The organism is Burkholderia aenigmatica (genome assembly GCF_902499175.1).
Classification (GTDB): Bacteria; Pseudomonadota; Gammaproteobacteria; order Burkholderiales; family Burkholderiaceae; genus Burkholderia; species Burkholderia aenigmatica.
Genome location: NZ_CABVQC010000054.1, coordinates 24,901 through 44,056 on the forward strand (window position 1 = coordinate 24,901; position 19,156 = coordinate 44,056).

General features: G+C 67.7%; 16 protein-coding genes. 7 read left to right on the forward strand and 9 right to left on the reverse strand.

Annotated elements, in window-relative coordinates:
- The first annotated feature begins 97 nt into the window (after positions 1-97).
- The 3 genes from BDO18943_RS30430 to BDO18943_RS30440 all read left to right on the forward strand — a co-directional run bounded on the left by BDO18943_RS30430 (position 98) and on the right by BDO18943_RS30440 (position 2,598).
- Positions 98-814, forward strand: a complete 717-nt coding sequence (locus BDO18943_RS30430) for an SDR family NAD(P)-dependent oxidoreductase (protein WP_175025194.1) — start codon at positions 98-100, stop codon at positions 812-814.
- Positions 815-1,108: 294 nt separating this feature from the next.
- Positions 1,109-1,444 (forward strand): putative quinol monooxygenase, encoded by a 336-nt coding sequence (locus BDO18943_RS30435; RefSeq protein WP_175025195.1) that lies wholly within the window; start codon positions 1,109-1,111, stop codon positions 1,442-1,444.
- Entirely contained in the window at positions 1,441-2,598 is a 1,158-nt protein-coding gene (locus BDO18943_RS30440; RefSeq protein ID WP_175025196.1) for an iron-containing alcohol dehydrogenase, read from the forward strand. The genes BDO18943_RS30435 and BDO18943_RS30440 overlap by 4 nt, the downstream gene beginning before the upstream one ends.
- Before the next feature lie 61 nt (positions 2,599-2,659).
- On the opposite strand, the gene BDO18943_RS30445 is transcribed toward BDO18943_RS30440, so the two are convergent.
- Positions 2,660-3,193, reverse strand: coding sequence for a hypothetical protein (locus BDO18943_RS30445; RefSeq protein ID WP_175025197.1), 534 nt, complete (start codon positions 3,191-3,193; stop codon positions 2,660-2,662).
- Between the two features lie 99 nt (positions 3,194-3,292).
- Positions 3,293-5,473, reverse strand: a complete 2,181-nt coding sequence (locus BDO18943_RS30450; protein ID WP_175025198.1) for an ornithine decarboxylase — start codon at positions 5,471-5,473, stop codon at positions 3,293-3,295.
- Positions 5,474-5,983: 510 nt separating this feature from the next.
- Between BDO18943_RS30450 and BDO18943_RS30455 the strand changes: the two genes are divergently transcribed.
- On the forward strand, positions 5,984-8,284 hold the full coding sequence (locus tag BDO18943_RS30455) for an Orn/Lys/Arg family decarboxylase (RefSeq protein WP_175025199.1): 2,301 nt from the start codon (positions 5,984-5,986) through the stop codon (positions 8,282-8,284).
- Positions 8,285-8,354: 70 nt separating this feature from the next.
- Entirely contained in the window at positions 8,355-9,740 is a 1,386-nt protein-coding gene (gene potE, locus BDO18943_RS30460) for a putrescine-ornithine antiporter (protein ID WP_043179463.1), read from the forward strand.
- Between the two features lie 21 nt (positions 9,741-9,761).
- Here the strand turns inward: potE and BDO18943_RS30465 are convergent, their stop codons facing one another.
- Complete coding sequence (locus BDO18943_RS30465) at positions 9,762-10,670, reverse strand: LysR family transcriptional regulator (RefSeq protein ID WP_175025200.1); 909 nt, start codon at positions 10,668-10,670, stop codon at positions 9,762-9,764.
- A gap of 174 nt (positions 10,671-10,844) precedes the next feature.
- On the opposite strand from BDO18943_RS30465, the gene BDO18943_RS30470 reads away from it, so the two are divergent.
- On the forward strand, positions 10,845-11,429 hold the full coding sequence (locus BDO18943_RS30470) for a putative glycolipid-binding domain-containing protein (RefSeq protein ID WP_175025201.1): 585 nt from the start codon (positions 10,845-10,847) through the stop codon (positions 11,427-11,429).
- Between the two features lie 22 nt (positions 11,430-11,451).
- Here the strand turns inward: BDO18943_RS30470 and BDO18943_RS30475 are convergent, their stop codons facing one another.
- Positions 11,452-12,444 carry a sulfonate ABC transporter substrate-binding protein gene (locus BDO18943_RS30475; protein WP_175025202.1) on the reverse strand — a complete coding sequence of 331 codons (993 nt, stop codon included), beginning with the start codon at positions 12,442-12,444 and terminating at the stop codon, positions 11,452-11,454.
- 317 nt (positions 12,445-12,761) lie between these two features.
- Complete coding sequence (locus BDO18943_RS30480; protein WP_043179453.1) at positions 12,762-13,169, reverse strand: DUF427 domain-containing protein; 408 nt, start codon at positions 13,167-13,169, stop codon at positions 12,762-12,764.
- A gap of 270 nt (positions 13,170-13,439) precedes the next feature.
- On the opposite strand from BDO18943_RS30480, the gene BDO18943_RS30485 reads away from it, so the two are divergent.
- Positions 13,440-15,101 carry an ABC transporter substrate-binding protein gene (locus BDO18943_RS30485; RefSeq protein ID WP_175025203.1) on the forward strand — a complete coding sequence of 554 codons (1,662 nt, stop codon included), beginning with the start codon at positions 13,440-13,442 and terminating at the stop codon, positions 15,099-15,101.
- A 105-nt stretch (positions 15,102-15,206) separates the two neighbouring features.
- On the opposite strand, the gene BDO18943_RS30490 is transcribed toward BDO18943_RS30485, so the two are convergent.
- The 4 genes from BDO18943_RS30490 to BDO18943_RS30505 all read right to left on the reverse strand — a co-directional run bounded on the left by BDO18943_RS30490 (position 15,207) and on the right by BDO18943_RS30505 (position 19,124).
- The gene (locus BDO18943_RS30490; protein ID WP_175025204.1) at positions 15,207-16,154 is read right to left on the reverse strand and encodes a TauD/TfdA dioxygenase family protein; all 948 of its coding nucleotides are present in this window, start codon (positions 16,152-16,154) and stop codon (positions 15,207-15,209) included.
- 159 nt (positions 16,155-16,313) lie between these two features.
- A complete protein-coding gene (locus BDO18943_RS30495) occupies positions 16,314-17,267 on the reverse strand; it encodes a TauD/TfdA dioxygenase family protein (RefSeq protein ID WP_175025205.1) in 954 nt (317 codons plus the stop codon).
- 148 nt (positions 17,268-17,415) lie between these two features.
- Entirely contained in the window at positions 17,416-18,261 is an 846-nt protein-coding gene (locus BDO18943_RS30500) for an ABC transporter ATP-binding protein (protein ID WP_175025206.1), read from the reverse strand.
- A 41-nt stretch (positions 18,262-18,302) separates the two neighbouring features.
- A complete protein-coding gene (locus tag BDO18943_RS30505; protein ID WP_175025207.1) occupies positions 18,303-19,124 on the reverse strand; it encodes an ABC transporter permease in 822 nt (273 codons plus the stop codon).
- Positions 19,125-19,156 lie beyond the last annotated feature (32 nt).

A 19,156-nucleotide genomic window follows, 5' to 3' on the forward strand; every position in this document is an offset into this window, starting at 1 on the left:
GTTCAGTGCAACTATAAGTTGAATCGGGTGCGTCTGGCGCCTGTCGTGATGCGCACCTATAGTGGCTGCATGACGAAACCCGGCAAAGGCGGAAACCATGCAATCAACTGTATCGAACGGAAATGTGCCCGCGATCCTGCTCGTCGCGGCCTCGCGCGGCCTCGGGCTCGCGATGGCGGAGGTGTTGCTTGACAAGGGGTGGCGCGTAACGGGCACCGTGCGCGCAGGATCGGGGCGCACGAAGCTGCACGACCTCGCCGGCCGGTTCGACGGCCGGCTCGACATCGAGACGCTCGACATCGGCGAGCCGGTGCAACTGGCCGCGCTGCGCGAGCGGCTGTCGGGCCGGCGCTTCGACATGCTGTTCGTGAATGCGGGAACGACGAACGAGCCAACCGAAACGATCGGCGAAGTGACGACCGACGAGTTCGTGCGCGTGATGATCACGAATGCGCTGGCGCCGATGCGCGTGATCGAGATGCTGCAGGATCTCGTGACCGCGGACGGCCTGATCGGCGCGATGTCGTCGGGGCAGGGCAGCGTCGCGAACAACGTCAGCGGGATGCGCGAGGTCTATCGCGGCAGCAAGGCCGCGCTGAACCAGTTCATGCGCAGCTTCGCGGCGCGTCAGGCCGATACGCGGCGTGCGATGGCGCTGATGGCGCCCGGCTGGGTCCGCACGGAGCTGGGCGGGCCCGATGCGCGCCTGACGATCGAGGAAAGCGTGCCGAGTCTGGTCGACGTGCTGATCGCGAAGCGGGTGCGGCCCGGGCTCGAATATCTCGACTATCTGGGGCGGACGGTGCCGTGGTGAACGGCGCCTCGCGCGGGTAGCGGGCAATTACGATCCGCCATGCCATGCCATGCCATGCCGTGCCGTGCCGTGCCGTGCGATGCCGCGCCGTGCGATGCCGTGCGGTGAACGGGGTACGGGATTCTCCACGTTTTTGTGGCCCAATGTCGTCACTGCGAACGCCGCGCCGATTCAATACAATGCGACGACCAGCCAGCGACACGGCGTTGCGCCGTCGCGTCCGGATCCCTCCGGTTCGCCGCGCGTGACGTGCGTCCCCGTCGTGGCGGGCCCTAGTCGAACACGGAGCGCACCATGAACGAACCTTACCTTCAGGTCATCGCGCATTACTACGCGAAGCCCGGCAACGGCGACCGCGTGATCGAATTGCTCGCCGAGCTCGCGCCGCCGACGCGCGCCGAGCCGAAGAATCTCGACTATGGGTATTTCCGGTCGCCGGAAGACCCCGACCACATCGTGATCCTCGAACGCTACCGCGACGCAGACGGTCTCGACGTGCATCGGGAAACGCCGCATTTCCAGCGGATCGGGATCGGCGCGATCATTCCGTTGCTCGATCGCCGCGACGTGTCGCGCTACATGGTGCAGCCGGACACCGGCACGGCGACGCCACCGGGAGGCACCCGATGAACCCGTTTCAATTCCGTACCGTTCCGACGCAGGTCGTCGAATTCGGCGCCGCGCGCCGGCTCGGCGCGTTGTTGCGCGAACGCTTTCCGGCGCTCGTGCGGCTGTGTGTCGTCACCGACGGTTTCCTGCATCGCAGCGGCGTGCTCGCGCCCGCGCTGGAGAGCCTCGCCGCGCACGGCTGGCAAGTCACCGTGATCGACGACGTGATCGCCGATCCGCCCGAGCACGTGGTGCTGGAGGCGACCGAGCGGGCCGTCGCGGCCGATGCCGAGATCGTGCTCGGCCTGGGCGGCGGATCGTCGATGGACGTCGCGAAGCTGATCGCGGCGCTCGCGCCGGGGCAGCAGGCGCTGGCCGACATGTACGGCGTCGACAAGGTCACGAGCGCGCGGCTGCCGCTCGTGCAGATGCCGACGACGGCCGGCACCGGTTCGGAAGTCACGGCCGTGTCGATCGTCACGGTCGGCGAGGCGCGCAAGATGGGCGTCGTGTCGCCGCACCTGTTCGCGGACGTCGCGATCCTCGACGCCGAACTGACGCTCGGCCTGCCGCGCGCCGCCACGGCAGCGACGGGGATCGACGCGATGGTGCATGCGATCGAGGCGTACACGTCCGCGCGGCTGAAGAACCCGGTGTCCGACATGCTGGCCGTGCACGCGCTGACGCTGCTGTCGCGCAACCTGCTCGCGGCGTGCGACGACGGCGGCAACCGCGACGCGCGGGAGGCGATGCTGGTTGGCGCGATGTTCGCGGGGCAGGCGTTCGCGAATGCACCGGTCGCGGCCGTGCATGCGCTGGCCTATCCGGTCGGCGGGATCTTCCATGTGCCGCACGGACTGTCGAATGCGCTCGTGCTGCCGCACGTGCTGCGTTTCAACGCGCCGGCTGCCGCGCCGCTGTATGCGGAGCTCGCGGCGATCGTCGCGCCGTCGGCGACGGGCAGCGATGAAGCGCGCACGCACGCGCTGATCGCCGAGATCGACCGGCTGATCGTCGCGACGGGCATCCCGCGCACGCTGCGCGACGTCGGCATCGGCGAGGGCGACCTGCCGAGGATGGCATCGGACGCGATGCTGCAGACGCGCCTGCTCGTGAACAACCCGCGCGAGGTGACGGAGGCCGACGCGCTGGAGATTTACCGGCAGGCGTGGTGACGCGGCGGCGCGTCGACGGCAGGCAGGCGACGGCACGCTGTCGTTTGCATGCCGCATCGCGTTACTTCAGGTCGCGATCCTTGCAGGTCGGCTCGAGGTCGCCGTCGAAGTATTGATACAGATGAACGAGCAACTTGCCGTTGCCGACCTTGCGTCCGAGATAATGCGTGCCTTCCGTCGACGTGCAGGTCGAGAACGCGAGTGGCAGACCGCCGTCGAGTACGGCTTCCGGTTGGGCACCCTGACGCACGAAGCGAGCGGTGCCGACGACGCCGAAGCCGCTCGCGTCCGCCGGCACGGACTTCGGCAGCGACAGTGCATACGCGACGATCGTCCGGCCTTCGCTCCGGTCGTCGTGCAGGTTGTCGTATATCTGATTGGCCGGCTTGCTCGCCGGCCCGGTAATCGTGGCGCAGCAGTGCGCGATACCCTTGTCGTCGTCCGGCACGATCTGCAGCGATGTGCCGGCCTTCAGGTGCGCGTTCGGCGTGTAGTAGACACCGAACGCGACGACGCCGACCTGCTGCGCATGTGACGCAACGGAGACGGAGAGGGCGGCGGCGGTCAGCAGCGGACGGAGCGAACGGATCGGCATGATGGCGGCGATGATACACGCCGACCGCGCGATCGGCGAGGCGGCGCATTCACGATGCGCGCGCCGTTTGCCGCACGGGCTACACCGCCACCGGCCGCCTTACGCGCGTGACGCGTCGGCGCCGGCCGCCACGACGTACGCCGACGCCTGCTTCGTGCCATCCGGCAGGGTTTGCAGATAGACACCCTGGATTTCCGGCTCGAAACCCGGCAGCGCGTTGATCCCGGCTTCGAGCGCGCGGAAGTAGTCGAGCGCCGGGCCGCCCCATACTTCGCCGGGCACCACGCAGAAGATGCCGGGCGGGTAGGGCAGCGCGCCTTCGGTCGCGATCCGGCCTTCGATGCGATCGAGCGTGACGAGCTCGACGTTGTTGCGGATCAGCTCGGCATTCGCGGCCTGCGGCGAGATCGCCTGCTTCGGGAATTGTGCGCGCCGGAACATCAGCTTCTGCAGATGCTTCATGTCGTGGCTGCGGTAGAAGTCGTGCATCCGCTGGCACAGTTGCCGCAAGCGCATGTTGCCGTACAGCTCCGGATACGCTTCGCACAGCGACGGAATCGCTTCGCGCAGCGGCGTGTCCTGGTCGAGATGCCGTTCGAACTGCGCGAGGTGCGCGACCAGATGCTGCAGCTTGCCGAAGCTTTCCGACGGCGTGAGCAGGAACAGGATCGTGTACAGGTCGGCCTTCTCGGGCACGACGCCGTGCTCGCGCAGGTAGCGCGCCAGGATCGGCGCCGGCGCGCCGAACGGCGCATATTCGTGCGTGTCGCGATCGATGCCGGGTGTCGTCAGCAGCAGCTTGCACGGATCGACGAAATACTGATCGTCCGCATAGCCTTCGAAGCCGTGCCACGTATCGGTCGGGTGGAAGCGGAAGAAGCGCAGGTCGTCGACGATCTGCTCGGTCGGGTAATCGGCCCACGGGCGGCCGTCGATCTGTTGCGGAACGAACGGGCGAATCTGGCGGCAGGTCTTCATCAGCAGCTTGCGCGCGTCGACGCCGTGCGCGACGCAGTCGCGCCACAGGCGTTTGCCGGCCGGGCCCGCATGCATCTGCGCGTTCACGTCGAGCGCCGCGAACATCGGGTAGAACGGGCTCGTCGACGCATGGATCATGTACGCGTTGTTGAAGCGCCGGTGATCGCAGAAGCGCTTCTGGCCTTCGATGTGACTGTCCTTCTTGTGGATCTGCGACGTCTGTGAGAAACCGGCCTGCTGCTTGTGCACCGACTGCGTGACGAAGATGCCGGGATCGTCGGGGCCGAGCGTGAGCATCAGCGGCGAGCAGTCCTGCATCATCGGGATGAACTGCTCGTAGCCGACCCACGCCGAATCGAACAGGATGTAGTCGCACAGGTGCCCGATCCGGTCGACGATCTCGCGCGCGTTGTAGATCGTGCCGTCGTAGGTGCCGAGCTGGATCACCGCGAGCCGGAACGGGCGCGGCCGTTCGGCGCGCTCCGGCGCGACGTCGCGGATCGCGTCGCGAATGCGGGCTTCGTCGAGCGCCGCGCTGTCGACGCCGCCGATGAGGCCCCACGCGTTGCGCGCGGTTTCGAGGTAGACCGGCCGCGCGCCGGACAGCACCAGCGCACCGAGGTGTACCGACTTGTGGTTGTTGCGATCGAACAGCACGAGATCGTCGGGGGCGAGCAGCGCGCTCGTGACGACCTTGTTCGACGTCGACGTGCCGTTCAGCACGAAGTAGGTCTTGTCCGCGTTGTAGATCCGCGCGGCATTGCGCTGCGCTTCCAGCGCGGGGCCTTCGTGGATCAGCAGGTCGCCGAGCCGGACGTCGGCGTTGCAGAGGTCGGCGCGAAAGATCGTTTCGCCGAAGAAGTCGAAGAACATCCGGCCGAGCGGGTGATTCGAGAAGAACTGGCCGCCCTGGTGGCCCGGGCAGTCGAACTCGACGTAGCCGCGCTGCACGTAGTCGCGCATCACCTTGAAGAACGGCGGCAGCAGGTTTTCGCTGTAGATGTCGGCGGCGGCGGAGATCTGCCGGCCGTAGTAGTGGCGGCCGCCGTGGCGGAGCTGGATCACGCCGCTCGCGCTCGGCAGGATCGACGGCGGCACTTCCTGGTTGGGCTCGACCGCAATGAAGAATGGAATCGCGAACCCGGTTCTTTCGACGGTTTTAAGCACCTGTTGCGCCGATTCGATTCCGACGACGATTGCCGCGATATTCGTGAAATCGGTCTGAAATACATCGACCTGTTCATGCGTGGTGAGGAAGGCGCCAATCAGCGCCGGCTCGACTGCGATTTTCAACAGGCTCACGCGAACTCTCCCGTAAATGTGCGGATGCGGGAGCCACATTCGCACGGTTGCGTAATCTGCGTAATCCGATACGCGCTGCAGCCGATTGAAATGCTCCCGCGGAATGCTGAATACCGATTGGCGCGCCGCACGAAGAAGCCTTGTCCGGCGAGGCACAGCCGCCATCGGTCAATGCACGGCGCAGCCGATCGTAGCAACAAAACCACGCAAATTCAATCGACCGGAATCGACAATCTCAGTGCAGGATGAGGATGATCAAATAATCAGGAATTGACATGCTGCAATGCACATCAAAATGAACCAATCGTGAAATACTATTTGAAAACAGCCACCAGTTTCGCCGAATCGCCTGCTTTTCATCGAATGGCATCTATGGCATAGTCGGCACCGAATTGGATGGCGAATCAAATCGGATTTGCGAGCGTCTCACGCCGCCGCCCGTGGCCTGCTGTCCGCGTGCTCGTGAGACGCATCACCCCAACGAAGCATCGGAACAACGAGGGCAACAACATGAATACGTCCGTCGGTGGCATTCGCCGTCTCGGCATGCGCGCGCTTTTGGTCGACGACGAGATCACCCAGGAAACCGCGACCGGGCGAGCGGTCCGCACGCTGAGCGCGGAGCTCGCGCAGCGCGACATCGACGTGCTCACGGCAACCTCGGCCGACGACGCGATCATGCTGATCCGTTCCGATCCATCGATCCAGTGCGTGCTGCTCGACTGGGATCTCGGCGTGGACGGCCACGGGCCGTCCGAGGCCGTGGTCGACGCGGTCCGGCATCGCAACGGCAACGTGCCGATCTTCCTGCTGGCCGACCGCAGCGTCGCGTCGACGGTGCCGTCCGCGGTGATGGGCCAGGTCGACGATTTCGTGTGGCTGCTCGAAGATACGGCCGACTTCATCGGCGGGCGCATCCATGCGGCGATCGAACGCTATCGCGCCACCGTGTTGCCGCCGATGTTCGGCGCGCTCGCGAAATTCTCACGCGTCTATGAATACTCGTGGCATACGCCCGGCCACACGGGCGGCACGGGCTTCCTGAAATCGCCGGTCGGCCGCGCGTTCTTCGAATACTTCGGCGAAGCGCTGTTCCGTTCCGACCTGTCGATCTCGGTCGGCGAGCTCGGCTCGCTGCTCGACCACTCGGGCCCGATCGGCGAAAGCGAGCGCTACGCGGCGCGCGTGTTCGGCGCGCATCGCACGTATCACGTGACCAACGGCTCGTCGACGTCGAACCGCATCATCCTGATGGCGAGCGTGAGCCGCGACCAGATCGCGCTGTGCGATCGCAATTGCCACAAGTCGGCCGAGCATGCGATGACGATGTCGGGCGCGATTCCGACTTACCTCGTGCCGACGCGCAACCGCTACGGGATCATCGGACCGATCGCGTCGGAGCGCCTCACGCAGACGGCGATCCGCGAGGCGATCGCGTCGAACCCGCTCGCAGCCGAGCTCGCCGACCGTCAGCCGAAGCATGCGATCGTCACCAACTCGACGTACGACGGCCTGTGCTACAACGTCGCGCGCGTCGAGGAACTGCTCGGCGCGAGCGTCGACCGGCTGCATTTCGACGAAGCCTGGTACGGCTACGCGCGCTTCAACCCGATCTACCGCGATCGCCATGCAATGCACGGCGACCCGCGCGATCATCGTGCGGACCGTCCGACGGTGTTCGCGACGCAGTCGACGCACAAGCTGCTGACCGCGCTGTCGCAGGCGTCGTACATCCACGTGCGCGACGGCCGCAACCCGATTCCGCATGCCCAGTTCAACGAAACGTTCATGATGCATGCGTCGACGTCGCCGAACTACGCGATCATCGCGTCGAACGACGTCGCGGCCGCGATGATGGACGGCCCCGGCGGTGCGGCGCTCACGCACGAGTCGATCGAGGAGGCCGTCGCGTTCCGGCAGATGATCGCGCGGATGAACGGCGAGTTCAGCGCGAAGGGTGACTGGTTCTTCGAATGCTGGCAGCCCGACACCGTGCTCGAGACACGCACGGGCCGCACGCTGCCGTTCCATGATGCGCCGCCCGAGCTGCTCGCGAGCGACCCGTCGTGCTGGGTGCTGCGCCCCGGCGCGCAATGGCACGGCTTCGGCAATATCGAGGACGGCTACTGCATGCTCGATCCGATCAAAGTGTCGATCGTCACGCCGGGCGTCGCGCCGGCCGGCGGCCTGATGCCGGTCGGCATTCCGGCGAGCGTCGTGACCGCGTATCTCGACGCGCGCGGGATCGTCGTCGAGAAGACGACCGATTTCACGATCCTGTTCCTGTTCTCGATCGGCATCACGAAGGGCAAGTGGGGCTCGCTCGTCAGCGCGCTGTGCGATTTCAAGCGCGACTACGACGCGAACCTGTCGCTCGACATGGCGATTCCGTCGCTCGCGAAGGAACATGGTTCGCGCTATGCGGGCATGGGGCTGAAGGACCTGGCCGACACGATGTTCGCGGCGATGGAGCAGCTCGGCACGACGCGGCTGATGTCGGAAGCCTTCTCGATCCTGCCGAAGCCGGAGATGAGCCCGGTACGCGCGTACGAGCATCTGGTGCAGGGCCGCGTCGAGCAGGTCACGCTCGAAGAGCTGGCCGGACGCACCGTCGCCACCGGCGTCGTGCCGTATCCGCCGGGCATTCCGCTGCTGATGCCGGGCGAGAACGCGGGGCCGGCCGGCGGCCCGGTGCTCGGCTACCTGAAGGCGCTCGAAGCGTACGACCGGCGCTTCCCGGGCTTCGCGCACGACACGCACGGCGTGGAAGTGGAAGACGGCACGTACCGCGTGACCTGCCTGACGGCCTGAGCATCCGGCCGGACGAACGGACGAACATGCGACCGGCCGCTCTGCGGCCTCACATCGAAGGATCGACATCATGGAAAACACAGCGCGCATGTCCGGCGCGGCCTCGGCGGCCGCGCCGAAGAACCGGATGAATGTCTGGCAGCTGACCATCCTCACGGCGGTCAACATGATGGGCTCCGGCATCATCCTGCTGCCGTCGAAGCTCGCGCAGGTCGGCACGATCTCGCTGCTGTCGTGGATCGTCACGGCCGGCGGCTCGCTCGCGCTGGCCTATGCGTTCGCCCGCTGCGGGATGCTGAGCCGCAAGCCGGGCGGGATGGGCGGCTACGCGGAATACGCGTTCGGCAAGGCCGGCAACTACATGGCGAACTACACGTACGGGCTGTCGCTCGTGATCGCCAACGTCGCGATCGGCGTCACGGCGGTCGGCTACGGCACCGTGCTGTTCGACGCGACGCTGTCGCCGCTGCAGACGTGCCTGTGGACGATCTTCCTGCTCGTGCTCACGACGGTCGCGAACTTCGGCGGCTCGCGCATCACCGGCCGGATCGGCTCGGTGACCGTGTGGGGCGTGATCATTCCGGTCGTCGTCGTGTCGCTGATCGGCTGGTTCTGGTTCAGCGGTGCGACCTGGGGCGCCGCGTGGAATCCGCACAACATGCCGTTCGGGCCGGCCGTCGGCAGCTCGATCGCGGTGACGCTGTGGGCGTTCCTCGGGCTCGAATCGGCGTGCGCGAACTCGGACGCCGTCGAGAATCCGGAGCGCAACGTGCCGATCGCCGTGCTCGGCGGCACGATCGCGTCGGCGATCTTCTACATCGTGTCGACCAACGTGATCGCGGGGATCGTACCCAATGCGATCCTCGCGGCGTCGAACGCGCCGTTCGGCATCGCGTTCGCGACGATGTTCACGCCGACGGTCGGCACGATCGTCACCGCGCTGATGGTGATCGCGTGCATCGGCTCGCTGCTCGGCTGGCAGTTCACGGTCGCGCAGGTGTTCAAGAGCTCGGCGGATGTCGGCTACTTCCTGCCGGTGTTCGCGCGGGCGACGCGCACCGGCACGCCGATCGTCGGGATGGTGATCCTGCTGGTCGCGCAGGTCGCGCTCGCGCTGATGACGATCAGCCCGGAGCTGAGCAGCCAGTTCCAGAAGATCGTCGATCTCGCGGTCGTCACGAACCTCGTGCCCTACGTGATGTCGATGGCCGCGCTGATTACGATCCAGAAGGTCGCGAAGGTGCCGCCGGCCAAGGCGCTGCTGACGAACGTGATCGCGATGGTCGCGACCGCGTACAGCTTCTATGCGCTGTTCAGCTCGGGCGAGCAGGCGCTGATGCTCGGCGGCCTGTGCGTGTTCCTGGGCTGGACGCTGTTCGGCTTCGTCAGCGCGCGCTTCTACCAGATGGAAGTCGATGCGCACGTGAAGGAGCCGGGGAAGTCGCTGCAGGCGTGATGGGGGCGGCGGTCGCCGCCGTTATCGGGCAGGGCGGGCCAGCAGCGGCGGAAGGTCCTGCTTCAGCAGTTCGACGACGGCCCGCACGCGCGGGGGCAGCGGCCGCTGCGCGTGCACGAGCACGTTGAGCGCGAAGTCGGGAATCGCGTACCGCGGCAGGAGCTCGACGAGCGTGCCGGCCGCGAGCGCGTCGGCGCAGGCCGGCTGCTGGACCACGCCGATGCCGCCACCGGCCACGATCGTGTCGAACATCGGGCGCCAGTGGCTCGTCGTCATGATCGTGCGGATGCGCACGGTTTCGAGCGCGTCGCCTTCGCGCTGCAGCGGCAGCCGTTCGCTGGCGAAGACCCCTTTCACGCGGATGAACGGATGGTTTGCGAGATCGGCCGTCGTGTCGATCGGGCCGTGCCGCTCGAGATACGACGGCGCGGCGACGAGCCGGCGGCCGACCGCGCCGACCGGATGCGCGACGAACCCGCCGTCGCCGAGCTGGCCGACGCGGATCGAGATGTCGACGCCTTCCGTGACCGGATCGACGATGTCGTCGTTCAAGACCAGATCGATGTGCAAGCCCGGATACGCGCTGCGGACATGCATCAGCACGCCGGGCAGCACGACCTCGCCGACGCATTGCGGCGCCGCGAGCCGGATCGTGCCGTCGAGTGCGTTTTCCGTCTTCGAGACCGAGGCGACGGCATCGTCGGCCGCGTCGAGCAGCGCCTTGCTGCGTTCGTAGAAGATCCGGCCTTCTTCCGTGCACACGAGGGTGCGCGCACTGCGCAACAGGAGCCGTGTGCCGAGATGCTTCTCGAGTCGCTCGATGCGCTCACTGACAGCCGGCTGGCCCATGTCGAGATCCCGCGCCGCGCCGGACATCGTGCCGCGCTCGACGACCCTGACGTAGATACGCATCGTCGCCAGCAAATCCATGAAGTCGCGCCCCTTGTCCGGTTCCAGTTGATGCCGATCGACGGATGGTACCAAAGCAGGGCGGCCGGAAGGTGCGCGGCGAACCGATACTGACCATCGGTTGCCGATGCCGCGTGTGTTCGCCAGCGCGATGCGCGACAATCCGCTTCCGTGCGAACGACTGGAGGCGACGACATGACGCAACAGGATGAAGCGGTGCGCACACGCTGCGTCGCATGGCAGATCGTGCAGACGTGGCAGGCCGCCGAATGGTGCCGGCTCGTCGAGTCGCGCACGGGAATCGACCTGTCGGGATCGGTGGCGGGTGCGATCGACGGCGCGCCGTTTCGGATCGATTACGCGATCGCATGCGGCGCCGACTGGCGCACGCGCTCGGCACGCATCACGCAATGGGGCGGCACGCAGCCGCCGCGGCAGTGGGCGATCGCGTGCGACGCCGGGCGGTGGACGATCGACGGCGTCGACGTACCGGCGCTCGCGGGCGCGACCGACCTCGATCTCGGGTTCAGCCCGTCGACGAATACGCTGCCGATCCGGCGGCTCGGGCTGGCCGTCGGCGAGGCCGCCGTGATCCATACGGCGTGGCTGCGCTTTCCGGATTTCGGGTTCGTGCGAGGCGAGCAGCGCTATACCCGCACGGCAGAGCACGTGTACCGCTACGAAAGCGGCACGTATGCGGCCGATATCGCGGTCGACGAAGCGGGCCTCGTCACCGACTACGACGAATGGCGGCGCATCGGCTCCGCACCCGTGCGCTGACGCATGCGTACCGCGCCGTGCATCAGCGTGCGCTCGCCACCGACAGCTTGCCCGGAATCAGCTTCAGCGTGCTGAACGCGTCGGCGATGTTCTGCTGATACGCGAGCGTCGCATCGCTGATCGGCTGCACGCCGTAGCCGGCGCGCTTGAGCGCGACTTCGAGCGTCGGCGCGTCGAGGCCGACGAGCGGCGACAGTTGCGCCGCGACTTCCGGCACATGGTCGCGCGCCCAGCGGTCGACCGCGTCGACTTCGTCGAGCAGCGCGCGCAGCACCTGCGGGTGTGCGGTCGCGTATTTGCGTGCGGCGAGGTAGTACTGCGTATTGCGCACGAGCCCTTCGCCGTTCGCGATCACGCGCGCGCCGATCTGCCGCTCGGCGGCGGCCAGGTACGGATCCCAGATCACCCATGCATCGACGCTGCGCTGCACGAATGCAGCGCGTGCGTCGGCGGGCGTCAGGTAGATCGGCTGGATGTCGGCGTACGTCAGGCCCGCGTGTTCGAGCGCCTTCACGAGCAGGTAGTGGACGTTCGAACCCTTGTTGAACGCGACCTTCTTGCCGCGCAGCTGTGCGACGGTGCGGATCGGCGAATCGGGCAGCACGACGATTGCCTCGCCCTGCGGCGCGGGCGGCTCGTTGCCGATGTAGACGAAATCGACGCCGCCCGCCTGCGCGAAGATCGGCGGCGTCTCGCCGACCGTGCCGACGTCGATCGCGCCGGCGTTCAGGCCCTCGAGCAACTGCGGGCCGGCCGGAAATTCGAGCCATTGCACGGTGACGCCCTGGCTCGCGAGCCGCTTTTCCAGCGTGCCGCGCGCCTTGAGCACGACGAAGTTGCCGTATTTCTGGAAACCGATGCGCAGCCGCGTGCCGCTGTCTTGCGCGTGGGCAGGCAGGCCCGCGAGCGGGCCGAGCGCGAGCCCGGCCAGTCCGGCGGCTGCGCCTTGCAGCCACTGGCGGCGATGCGGGTTCGCCGGTGTCGGTTCAACGTCTGCGTGCGGTGTGTCGTTCATCGAGGCGTCCTGCGTGCGGGTTCACGGGCCGCGCGAAAGGCGGCGCGGCCGGCGCAGGGCGGGGCCCGAAGCGGGCGATGCGCGCCACGGACCGGCCCGCGCCGGATTCAGGACGATACGGCCGCGCAGGCCGGCGGCCAACCAACGAATCCGCATATGCAAATCAGCGGCGGAGTCGGTGGCTTCGGTCGGGCGGGTGACGAGCACCGGAACCGGCCGGAACTAGCCGGCACGAGCCGGCACGGCGGGCCGCGCAGGCTACATTGCGGCCTCGCACGCGCGGCCGCCTGGCGCGCGACGCACGGCTGCCGCAAGGCTCAATCGGAGCCGGCCGGGCTTTCCTCGATCGAATCGACGCGATCCGGATAGAACGCGAGATGCCCGCGGATCGCATCGACGGCCGGATAGGGCGCCTCGTAGGTCCAGACGGCATTGACCGCGCGCTCGCCGCCGACCGGAATCGAGTAGTAGGCCGCGTCGCCCTTGTACGGGCAGTACGTCGCGTGATTGGTACGCTGCAGCAGCGTCAGGTCGGCGTCTTCGCGCGGGATGTAGAGCACGGCCGGGTAAGCGGCTTCGCGCAGCGCCAGCGCGCGGCGCGTATCCGCGACGACCCTGCCGGCCGCCTTGACCACGACGCGCCGCGGGTGCGGTTCGACCGTGATCGGGTGATCGGGGCCCGGCGTCTTCACCGGGCGAGCGGACGTATCGGAGCTGACAGGCATCGTGAGTCCTCCTGGAATCGGCGGCGCGGCAGGATGCGCGCCGGCGTTGGCCAGCCGATACGATGCGCCATTTCGCGCAAGTCTGCAGGGGGCCGGAAGACGGCGGCGCGAGCAGGCCGACCGGCGCTCGCGTGGACGTTTTCATGCACGGGCAGCGGGATGCATCCACGACGATAAGCAACGCGAAATTAATTGGTAAGCGATCGACGTGAGGCGCGCGAAGATCGGCGGTCGTCATGTGCATGACAGCCCTCTCTCATCTCCGCCACCATGAAGAACGCTTTCGTTTCGCCTGCTGCGCGTCGTGCGCGTGGCATCCCCCATGCCGCAACGGCCCTGCGCTGCATCGCGGCGTCGCTGCTGCTCGCCGGCGCGGCGACGCAGGCGCTCGCCGCACCGGCCGGCAAGACGCTCGTGTATTGCACCGAAGGCAGCCCGGCCGGTTTCGATCCGGGCCAGCACACGACGAGCACCGATTTCGACGCGAGCACGTACCCGGTCTACAACGGGCTCGTGCAGTTCAAGCGCGGCACGCTCGATCTCGAACCGGCGCTCGCGACGAGCTGGGACGTGTCGCCCGACCAGCGCACGATCACCTTCCACCTGCGGCACGGCGTGAAATTCCAGACCACCGCGTGGTTCAAGCCGACGCGGCCGTTCCAGGCCGACGATGTCGTCTTCACGTTCCATCGGATGCTCGACCTGGACGATCCGTTCCGCAAGGCCTACCCGGTCAGCTTCCCGTATTTCAGCGACCTCGGTTTCGACCGTAACGTCGCGCGCATCGACAAGGTCGACGACTACACGGTGCGCTTCGTGCTGAAGACGCCCGATGTCGTGTTCGTGCGCAATCTCGCGATGGCGTTCGCGTCGATCCTGTCGGCCGAGTATGCGTCGCAGCTCGCGGCGCGCCATCGCGAGGCCGACATCAACCAGTTCCCGGTCGGCACCGGGCCGTTCCTGCTGCGCGCGTACCAGAAGGACGCGCTGATCCGCTACGACGCGAATCCCGACTACTGGAAGCCGGACGACGTGAAGCTCGCCCATCTCGTGTTCGCGATCACGCCCGATCCGGCCGCGCGCCTGCAGAAGCTGGTGGCCGGCGAGTGCCAGGTATCGGTGTTCCCGCGGCCGGCCGACCTCGACACGGTGCGGCGCGACCCCAAGCTGACGTTGTTCTCGGGGATGGGCTTCAACGTCGGCTTCGTCGCGTACAACACGCAGCATGCGCCACTCGATCGCGTCGACGTGCGGCGCGCGCTCGACATCGCGATCGACAAGTCGGCGATCGTGAAGACCGTGTTCAACGGCGACGCGAAGATCGCGACGAACCCGATGCCGCCCGCGCAATGGTCGTACAACCCGCGCCTGAAGGATGCGCCGCGCGATCCGGCTGCCGCGAAGGCGCTGCTCGCGCAGGCCGGGTTCCCGAATGGCTTCGACCTGACGCTGTGGGCGATGCCGGTGCAGCGCCCGTACAACCCGAATGCGCAGTTGATGGCGCAGCTGATCCAGCAGGACTGGGCGAAGATCGGCGTGCGCGCGAAGATCGTCAGCTACGAATGGGGCGAATACAACCGCCGCGCGAAGCACGACGGGCAGCACGACGCGATCCTGTACGGCTGGTCGGGCGACAACGGCGATCCCGACAACTGGCTCGGCACGCTGCTCGGTTGCGACGCGGTGCACGGCAGCAATCTTGCGAAGTGGTGCAACCAGGATTTCGAGAAGCTGGTGGACGCGGCGCGTTCCAACGCGGACGTCGCGAAGCGCACGGCACTGTACGAGCAGGCGCAGGTCGTGTTCAAGGATCAGGTGCCGTTCACGCCGATCGCGACGTCGATCGTGTCGCTGCCGGTGTCCAAACGCGTGCACGGGCTGACGTTCTCGCCGCTCGGCGGGCATCGCTTCGATGGGGTCTGGCTGGATTGACGGGAGAGCCGCGTGGACGATGCTTTCGTCCGCGTGGCGTGACGGCGGGAGCGGCCGGCGCGATGCAGTGCGCGCCGGCCTTTCCCACCTTCAGGTCAGGTCGGTTCAGTTGAGCGCGACCGCCGCCGCGGCTTCGACCGGCGAGCCTTCGAGCGCGACCGACGGTCGGCCGTCGGGGCCGACCGGCACGTCGCCGGTGAGCGTCGTGCGATAAAGCTGGCGGTCGAAGTCGAGATCGAAGATGTCGACGGGCGCGAGGTGGGCGGTCGCGCGGTTGTCCCAGAACGCGATGCTGCGCGGTTCCCACTTGAAGCGGATCGTGAATTCCGGCCGCGTTACGTGTTCCCACAGCAGTTCGAGCAGTGCCTGGCTCTCGCGCGGCGTCAGCCCGACGACCGATTTCAGGAAGCTCGGGCTCACGTACAGCGCACGTTCGCCGGTCTCCGGATGCACGCGCACGAGCGGATGCTCGGTCACGAGCGGGCGGCGTTCGACCGCCTCGTCGAACGCGCCGGTGGCGCGCGCACCGGCCGGCGGCGTGAAGCGATGAAGGCCGCGCAGCCCGTCGACGAAGCCGCGCAGCGGCGCGGACAGCGTGTCGTACGCCCGCACGAGGTTCGTCCAGTGCGTGTCGCCGCCGTATGGCGGGATCGTTACGCCGCGCAGGATCGACGCCCACGGCGGGTTCACGGCGGCCGTCACGTCGGTGTGCCAGCCGGTCCAAGGCCGGCGCACCGGCTCGCCTTCGAAGCGCGTCGCCTTGCGATGCTTGGCGACCGAATAGACGGCCGGCTGCCCGTCGACGTGCCCGAACACCGGATGGCCGACCGTCGGCTCGCCGAACTGCGCGGAGAACGCGACGTGCTGCTCGTGCGTGAGGAACTGTTCGCGGAAGAAGATGACGCGCCATTGCAGCAGCGCGGCGCGGATCGCCGCGATCTGCGGCGTGGTCAACGGTTGCGTGAGGTCGACGCCGCGGATTTCCGCACCGATATGGGCGGACAGCGGGATCACGTCGACCGGCTGGGCGGCGGGTTCGAGTAGGGCGCTCATGCGACGCTCCTGGCGGAAGTGAACGGGATGGCGGGCCGACATCGTTGCGCGTGCAGGCGTCGGTCTGGTGGCGGAAAGGGCATGGTCGCGTGTCCGGTGGCGGAAAGCGGGGTAGGCACGGCGGCGCGCACAAGGCGCCGCCGCCGCGGGATGCGGGCGTTATTGCAGCGTCGCGCCCGGCCCCTTCAGCACGACGCTCTGGCGGCCGTCGATGCCGACCGGCACGTCGCCGTGCACGGTCGCGCGGCGCACGACACGGCGCGCATCGCCGTAGTCGTTGATCGCGTAGTGCTGCGTCGCGCGGTTGTCCCAGATCGCGACGTCGCCTTCCTGCCAGTTCCAGCGCACCGTGTTCTCGAGACGCGTCACGTGTTCGTGGAACACCTGCAGCAGGTGCGCGGAATCCTGCGCCGACAGCCCCTTGAGTCGCTGCACGAAATGCCCGAGCACGAGCGTGCGTTCGCCGGTTTCCGGATGGACGCGCACGACCGGGTGCTCGGTTTCGTAGACGGTCGACGTGAACACTTCGCGGTAGCGCTTCAGTTGCGTATCGTCGGCATGCACGTGCGTCGACGCGTAGTCGTACGCGTTCGTATGCAGCGCCCACAGCGTGTCGGCGAGCGCGCGCAGCGGGTCGGGCAGGTGCGTGTACGCGGCGGCCGTGTTGGCCCACACGGTATCGCCGCCGAACGGCGGAATCACGACCGCGCGCAGGATCGAGATCTTCGGGTACGCATCGACGAAGGTCACGTCGGTGTGCCACGAATTGGCGCGGGCGCCGTGTGCGGAATCGAGTTCGAGCAGGTGCGCGCTGCCGTCGACGGACGGCACGGTCGGGTGCGCGACGGTATTGCCGAAGCGGCGTGCGAACGCTTCCTGTGCGGTGTCGTCGAGATGGTGCTGGCCACGGAAGAACAGCACCTTGTGGCGCAGCAGCGCGGCCTGGATCGCGTCGAACGTCGCGTCGTCGAGCGTGCCCGACAACCGCACGCCGGCGATCTCGGCGCCGATCCGTCCGGCGACCTGGCGAAGCTGGAGCGGCGTGGCGGCCGTGCGCGGCGCGGCGTGCGAAGCATGCGAAGACGGGTGAGCGGCGTGCTGGACTTCGGACATCGGGAGTCTCCTGGAGGCGGGTCGGTCGAGTCCCCATTCAAGCAGGGACCGCGCGCAATCGGAACCGATGAATCGTCACAACCTTAGCGTGTGCGCAGCGACGATCGATATGCGTCGTGATGCTGAGCCATTCGGCGCGTCGGGCGTGTTACCACGCAAGCCGCCATTCGCCGATCCGGTGCGGGCGCGGCGGGTCGATGCGCTTGCCGCCCGCGCGATCGTCGCCCGGCGGTTCGCTGTCGTCGAAATCGGCGAGCACGGTGTCGCGCAACCGCGCGAATTCCGGCGAATCGCGCCGGCGCGGGCGCGGCAGCGCGACCTCGACGATGCGTTCGATGCGGCCCGGGCGCGGCGCCATCGTCACGACGCGGTCGCCGAGACACACGGCTTCGTCGACGTCGTGCGTGACGAGGATCATCGTGATGCGCTCCTGTTCCCAGATGCGCAGCAGCTCGTTCTGCATTCGCGCACGCGTCTGCGCGTCGAGCGCGCCGAACGGCTCGTCGAGCAGCAGCACGCGCGGGCGGTTCACGAGGCCGCGCGCGATCGCGACGCGCTGCGCCATCCCGCCCGACAGCTGATTCGGATACGCGTGCTCGAAGCCGTTCAGCCCGACGAGCGCGATGTGATCGGCGACCGCGCGCCGCTTCGCGGCCGCGTCGAGCGGGGCATTGCGCAATGCGGCCTCGATGTTCTGCGCGACGGTCAGCCACGGGAACAGCCGGTGATCCTGGAACACGATCCCGCGCTGCAGCGACGTGTCGCGCACGCGCTCGGCGCCGGCCCGGATCTCGCCCGCGTAGTCGGCGTCGAGCCCGGCGATCAGCCGCAGCAGCGTCGACTTGCCGCAACCGCTTGCACCGACGATCGTGACGAATTCGCCGGCGCGCACGTGCAGCGACACGTCGTCGAGTACGGCGAGCGTGGCGCCGCGTTGCGCGTAGTGCTTGCTCACGTGGAGAATGTCGAGCGAATCGGAGGCGAGGGTCGTCATGGCGGTGCGAGGAAGCGTGTGGGGGGGAAGGGAAAAGGCGATCAGCGCGTCAGGTCGCCGCGCCGGGCCAGCACCTTGCGCTCGATCGCGCGCGCAATCGCGTTCAGCGCCCAGCCCGTTATGCCGACGACGATGATCCCGAACAGCACGAGATCCATCCGGAACTGCTCGCTGCCGTCGATCAGCGTGTTGCCGATTCCGCTGCCGGCGACCAGCAGGTATTCGGCGCCGAGCGTCGCGAGCCACGAATAGATCAGGCCGAGATACAGCCCGGTGAAGATCGACGGCAGCGCTGCCGGCAGGATCACGTGGCGGACGAGCTGGAGCCGCGAGTAGCGCAGCGCGCGGGCGACGTCGACATATGCGCGCGGCACCGCATGAATGCCGTCGCAGGTGTGCGCGGCGACCGGCAGCAGTGCGGCGAGCGACAGGAATACGACCTTGGCGACGTCGCCGAGGCCGAACCACACGGAAATCAGAGGAATCCATGCGAACAGCGAGATCTGCTTGAACGTGTCGAAGCTCGGGCCGACGATTCGCGCGGCGACGCGCGACAGCCCGAGCGCGGCGCCGAGCAGCAGCCCGCTCGTCGCGCCGATCGCGAACCCGCAGGCTTCACGCGCGAGCGACGCGGACAGCGCGCGGCCGAGTGCGCCGCTTGTGGCTTGCGCCCATGCGGTGCGTAACACGTCGGCCGGCCCGACGAGCAGCCCGCTGCTCACGAGGTGTGTGGAAGCGATCGCCCACCACAGCGCGAACGCGACGAGCGGCAGCACGAAGCCGCGCCAGTCGGGCGCGTGCAGGCGGCGGGCGGTCGTGGTGGCGGGCGGGGTGACGTCAGGGGCGGCAGCAGAATACGTCACGGGTGAATCTCCTTCGGTTACGCGGGTAGGGC

Coding starts and splice junctions, on each gene's coding strand:
- BDO18943_RS30430 (WP_175025194.1), top strand. CDS start 98: ATGCAATCAACTGTATCGAACGGAAATGTGCCCGCGATCCTGCTCGTC.
- BDO18943_RS30435 (WP_175025195.1), top strand. CDS start 1,109: ATGAACGAACCTTACCTTCAGGTCATCGCGCATTACTACGCGAAGCCC.
- BDO18943_RS30440 (WP_175025196.1), top strand. CDS start 1,441: ATGAACCCGTTTCAATTCCGTACCGTTCCGACGCAGGTCGTCGAATTC.
- BDO18943_RS30445 (WP_175025197.1), bottom strand. CDS start 3,193: ATGCCGATCCGTTCGCTCCGTCCGCTGCTGACCGCCGCCGCCCTCTCC.
- BDO18943_RS30455 (WP_175025199.1), top strand. CDS start 5,984: ATGAATACGTCCGTCGGTGGCATTCGCCGTCTCGGCATGCGCGCGCTT.
- potE (WP_043179463.1), top strand. CDS start 8,355: ATGGAAAACACAGCGCGCATGTCCGGCGCGGCCTCGGCGGCCGCGCCG.
- BDO18943_RS30465 (WP_175025200.1), bottom strand. CDS start 10,670: ATGGATTTGCTGGCGACGATGCGTATCTACGTCAGGGTCGTCGAGCGC.
- BDO18943_RS30470 (WP_175025201.1), top strand. CDS start 10,845: ATGACGCAACAGGATGAAGCGGTGCGCACACGCTGCGTCGCATGGCAG.
- BDO18943_RS30475 (WP_175025202.1), bottom strand. CDS start 12,444: ATGAACGACACACCGCACGCAGACGTTGAACCGACACCGGCGAACCCG.
- BDO18943_RS30480 (WP_043179453.1), bottom strand. CDS start 13,169: ATGCCTGTCAGCTCCGATACGTCCGCTCGCCCGGTGAAGACGCCGGGC.
- BDO18943_RS30485 (WP_175025203.1), top strand. CDS start 13,440: ATGAAGAACGCTTTCGTTTCGCCTGCTGCGCGTCGTGCGCGTGGCATC.
- BDO18943_RS30490 (WP_175025204.1), bottom strand. CDS start 16,154: ATGAGCGCCCTACTCGAACCCGCCGCCCAGCCGGTCGACGTGATCCCG.
- BDO18943_RS30495 (WP_175025205.1), bottom strand. CDS start 17,267: ATGTCCGAAGTCCAGCACGCCGCTCACCCGTCTTCGCATGCTTCGCAC.
- BDO18943_RS30500 (WP_175025206.1), bottom strand. CDS start 18,261: ATGACGACCCTCGCCTCCGATTCGCTCGACATTCTCCACGTGAGCAAG.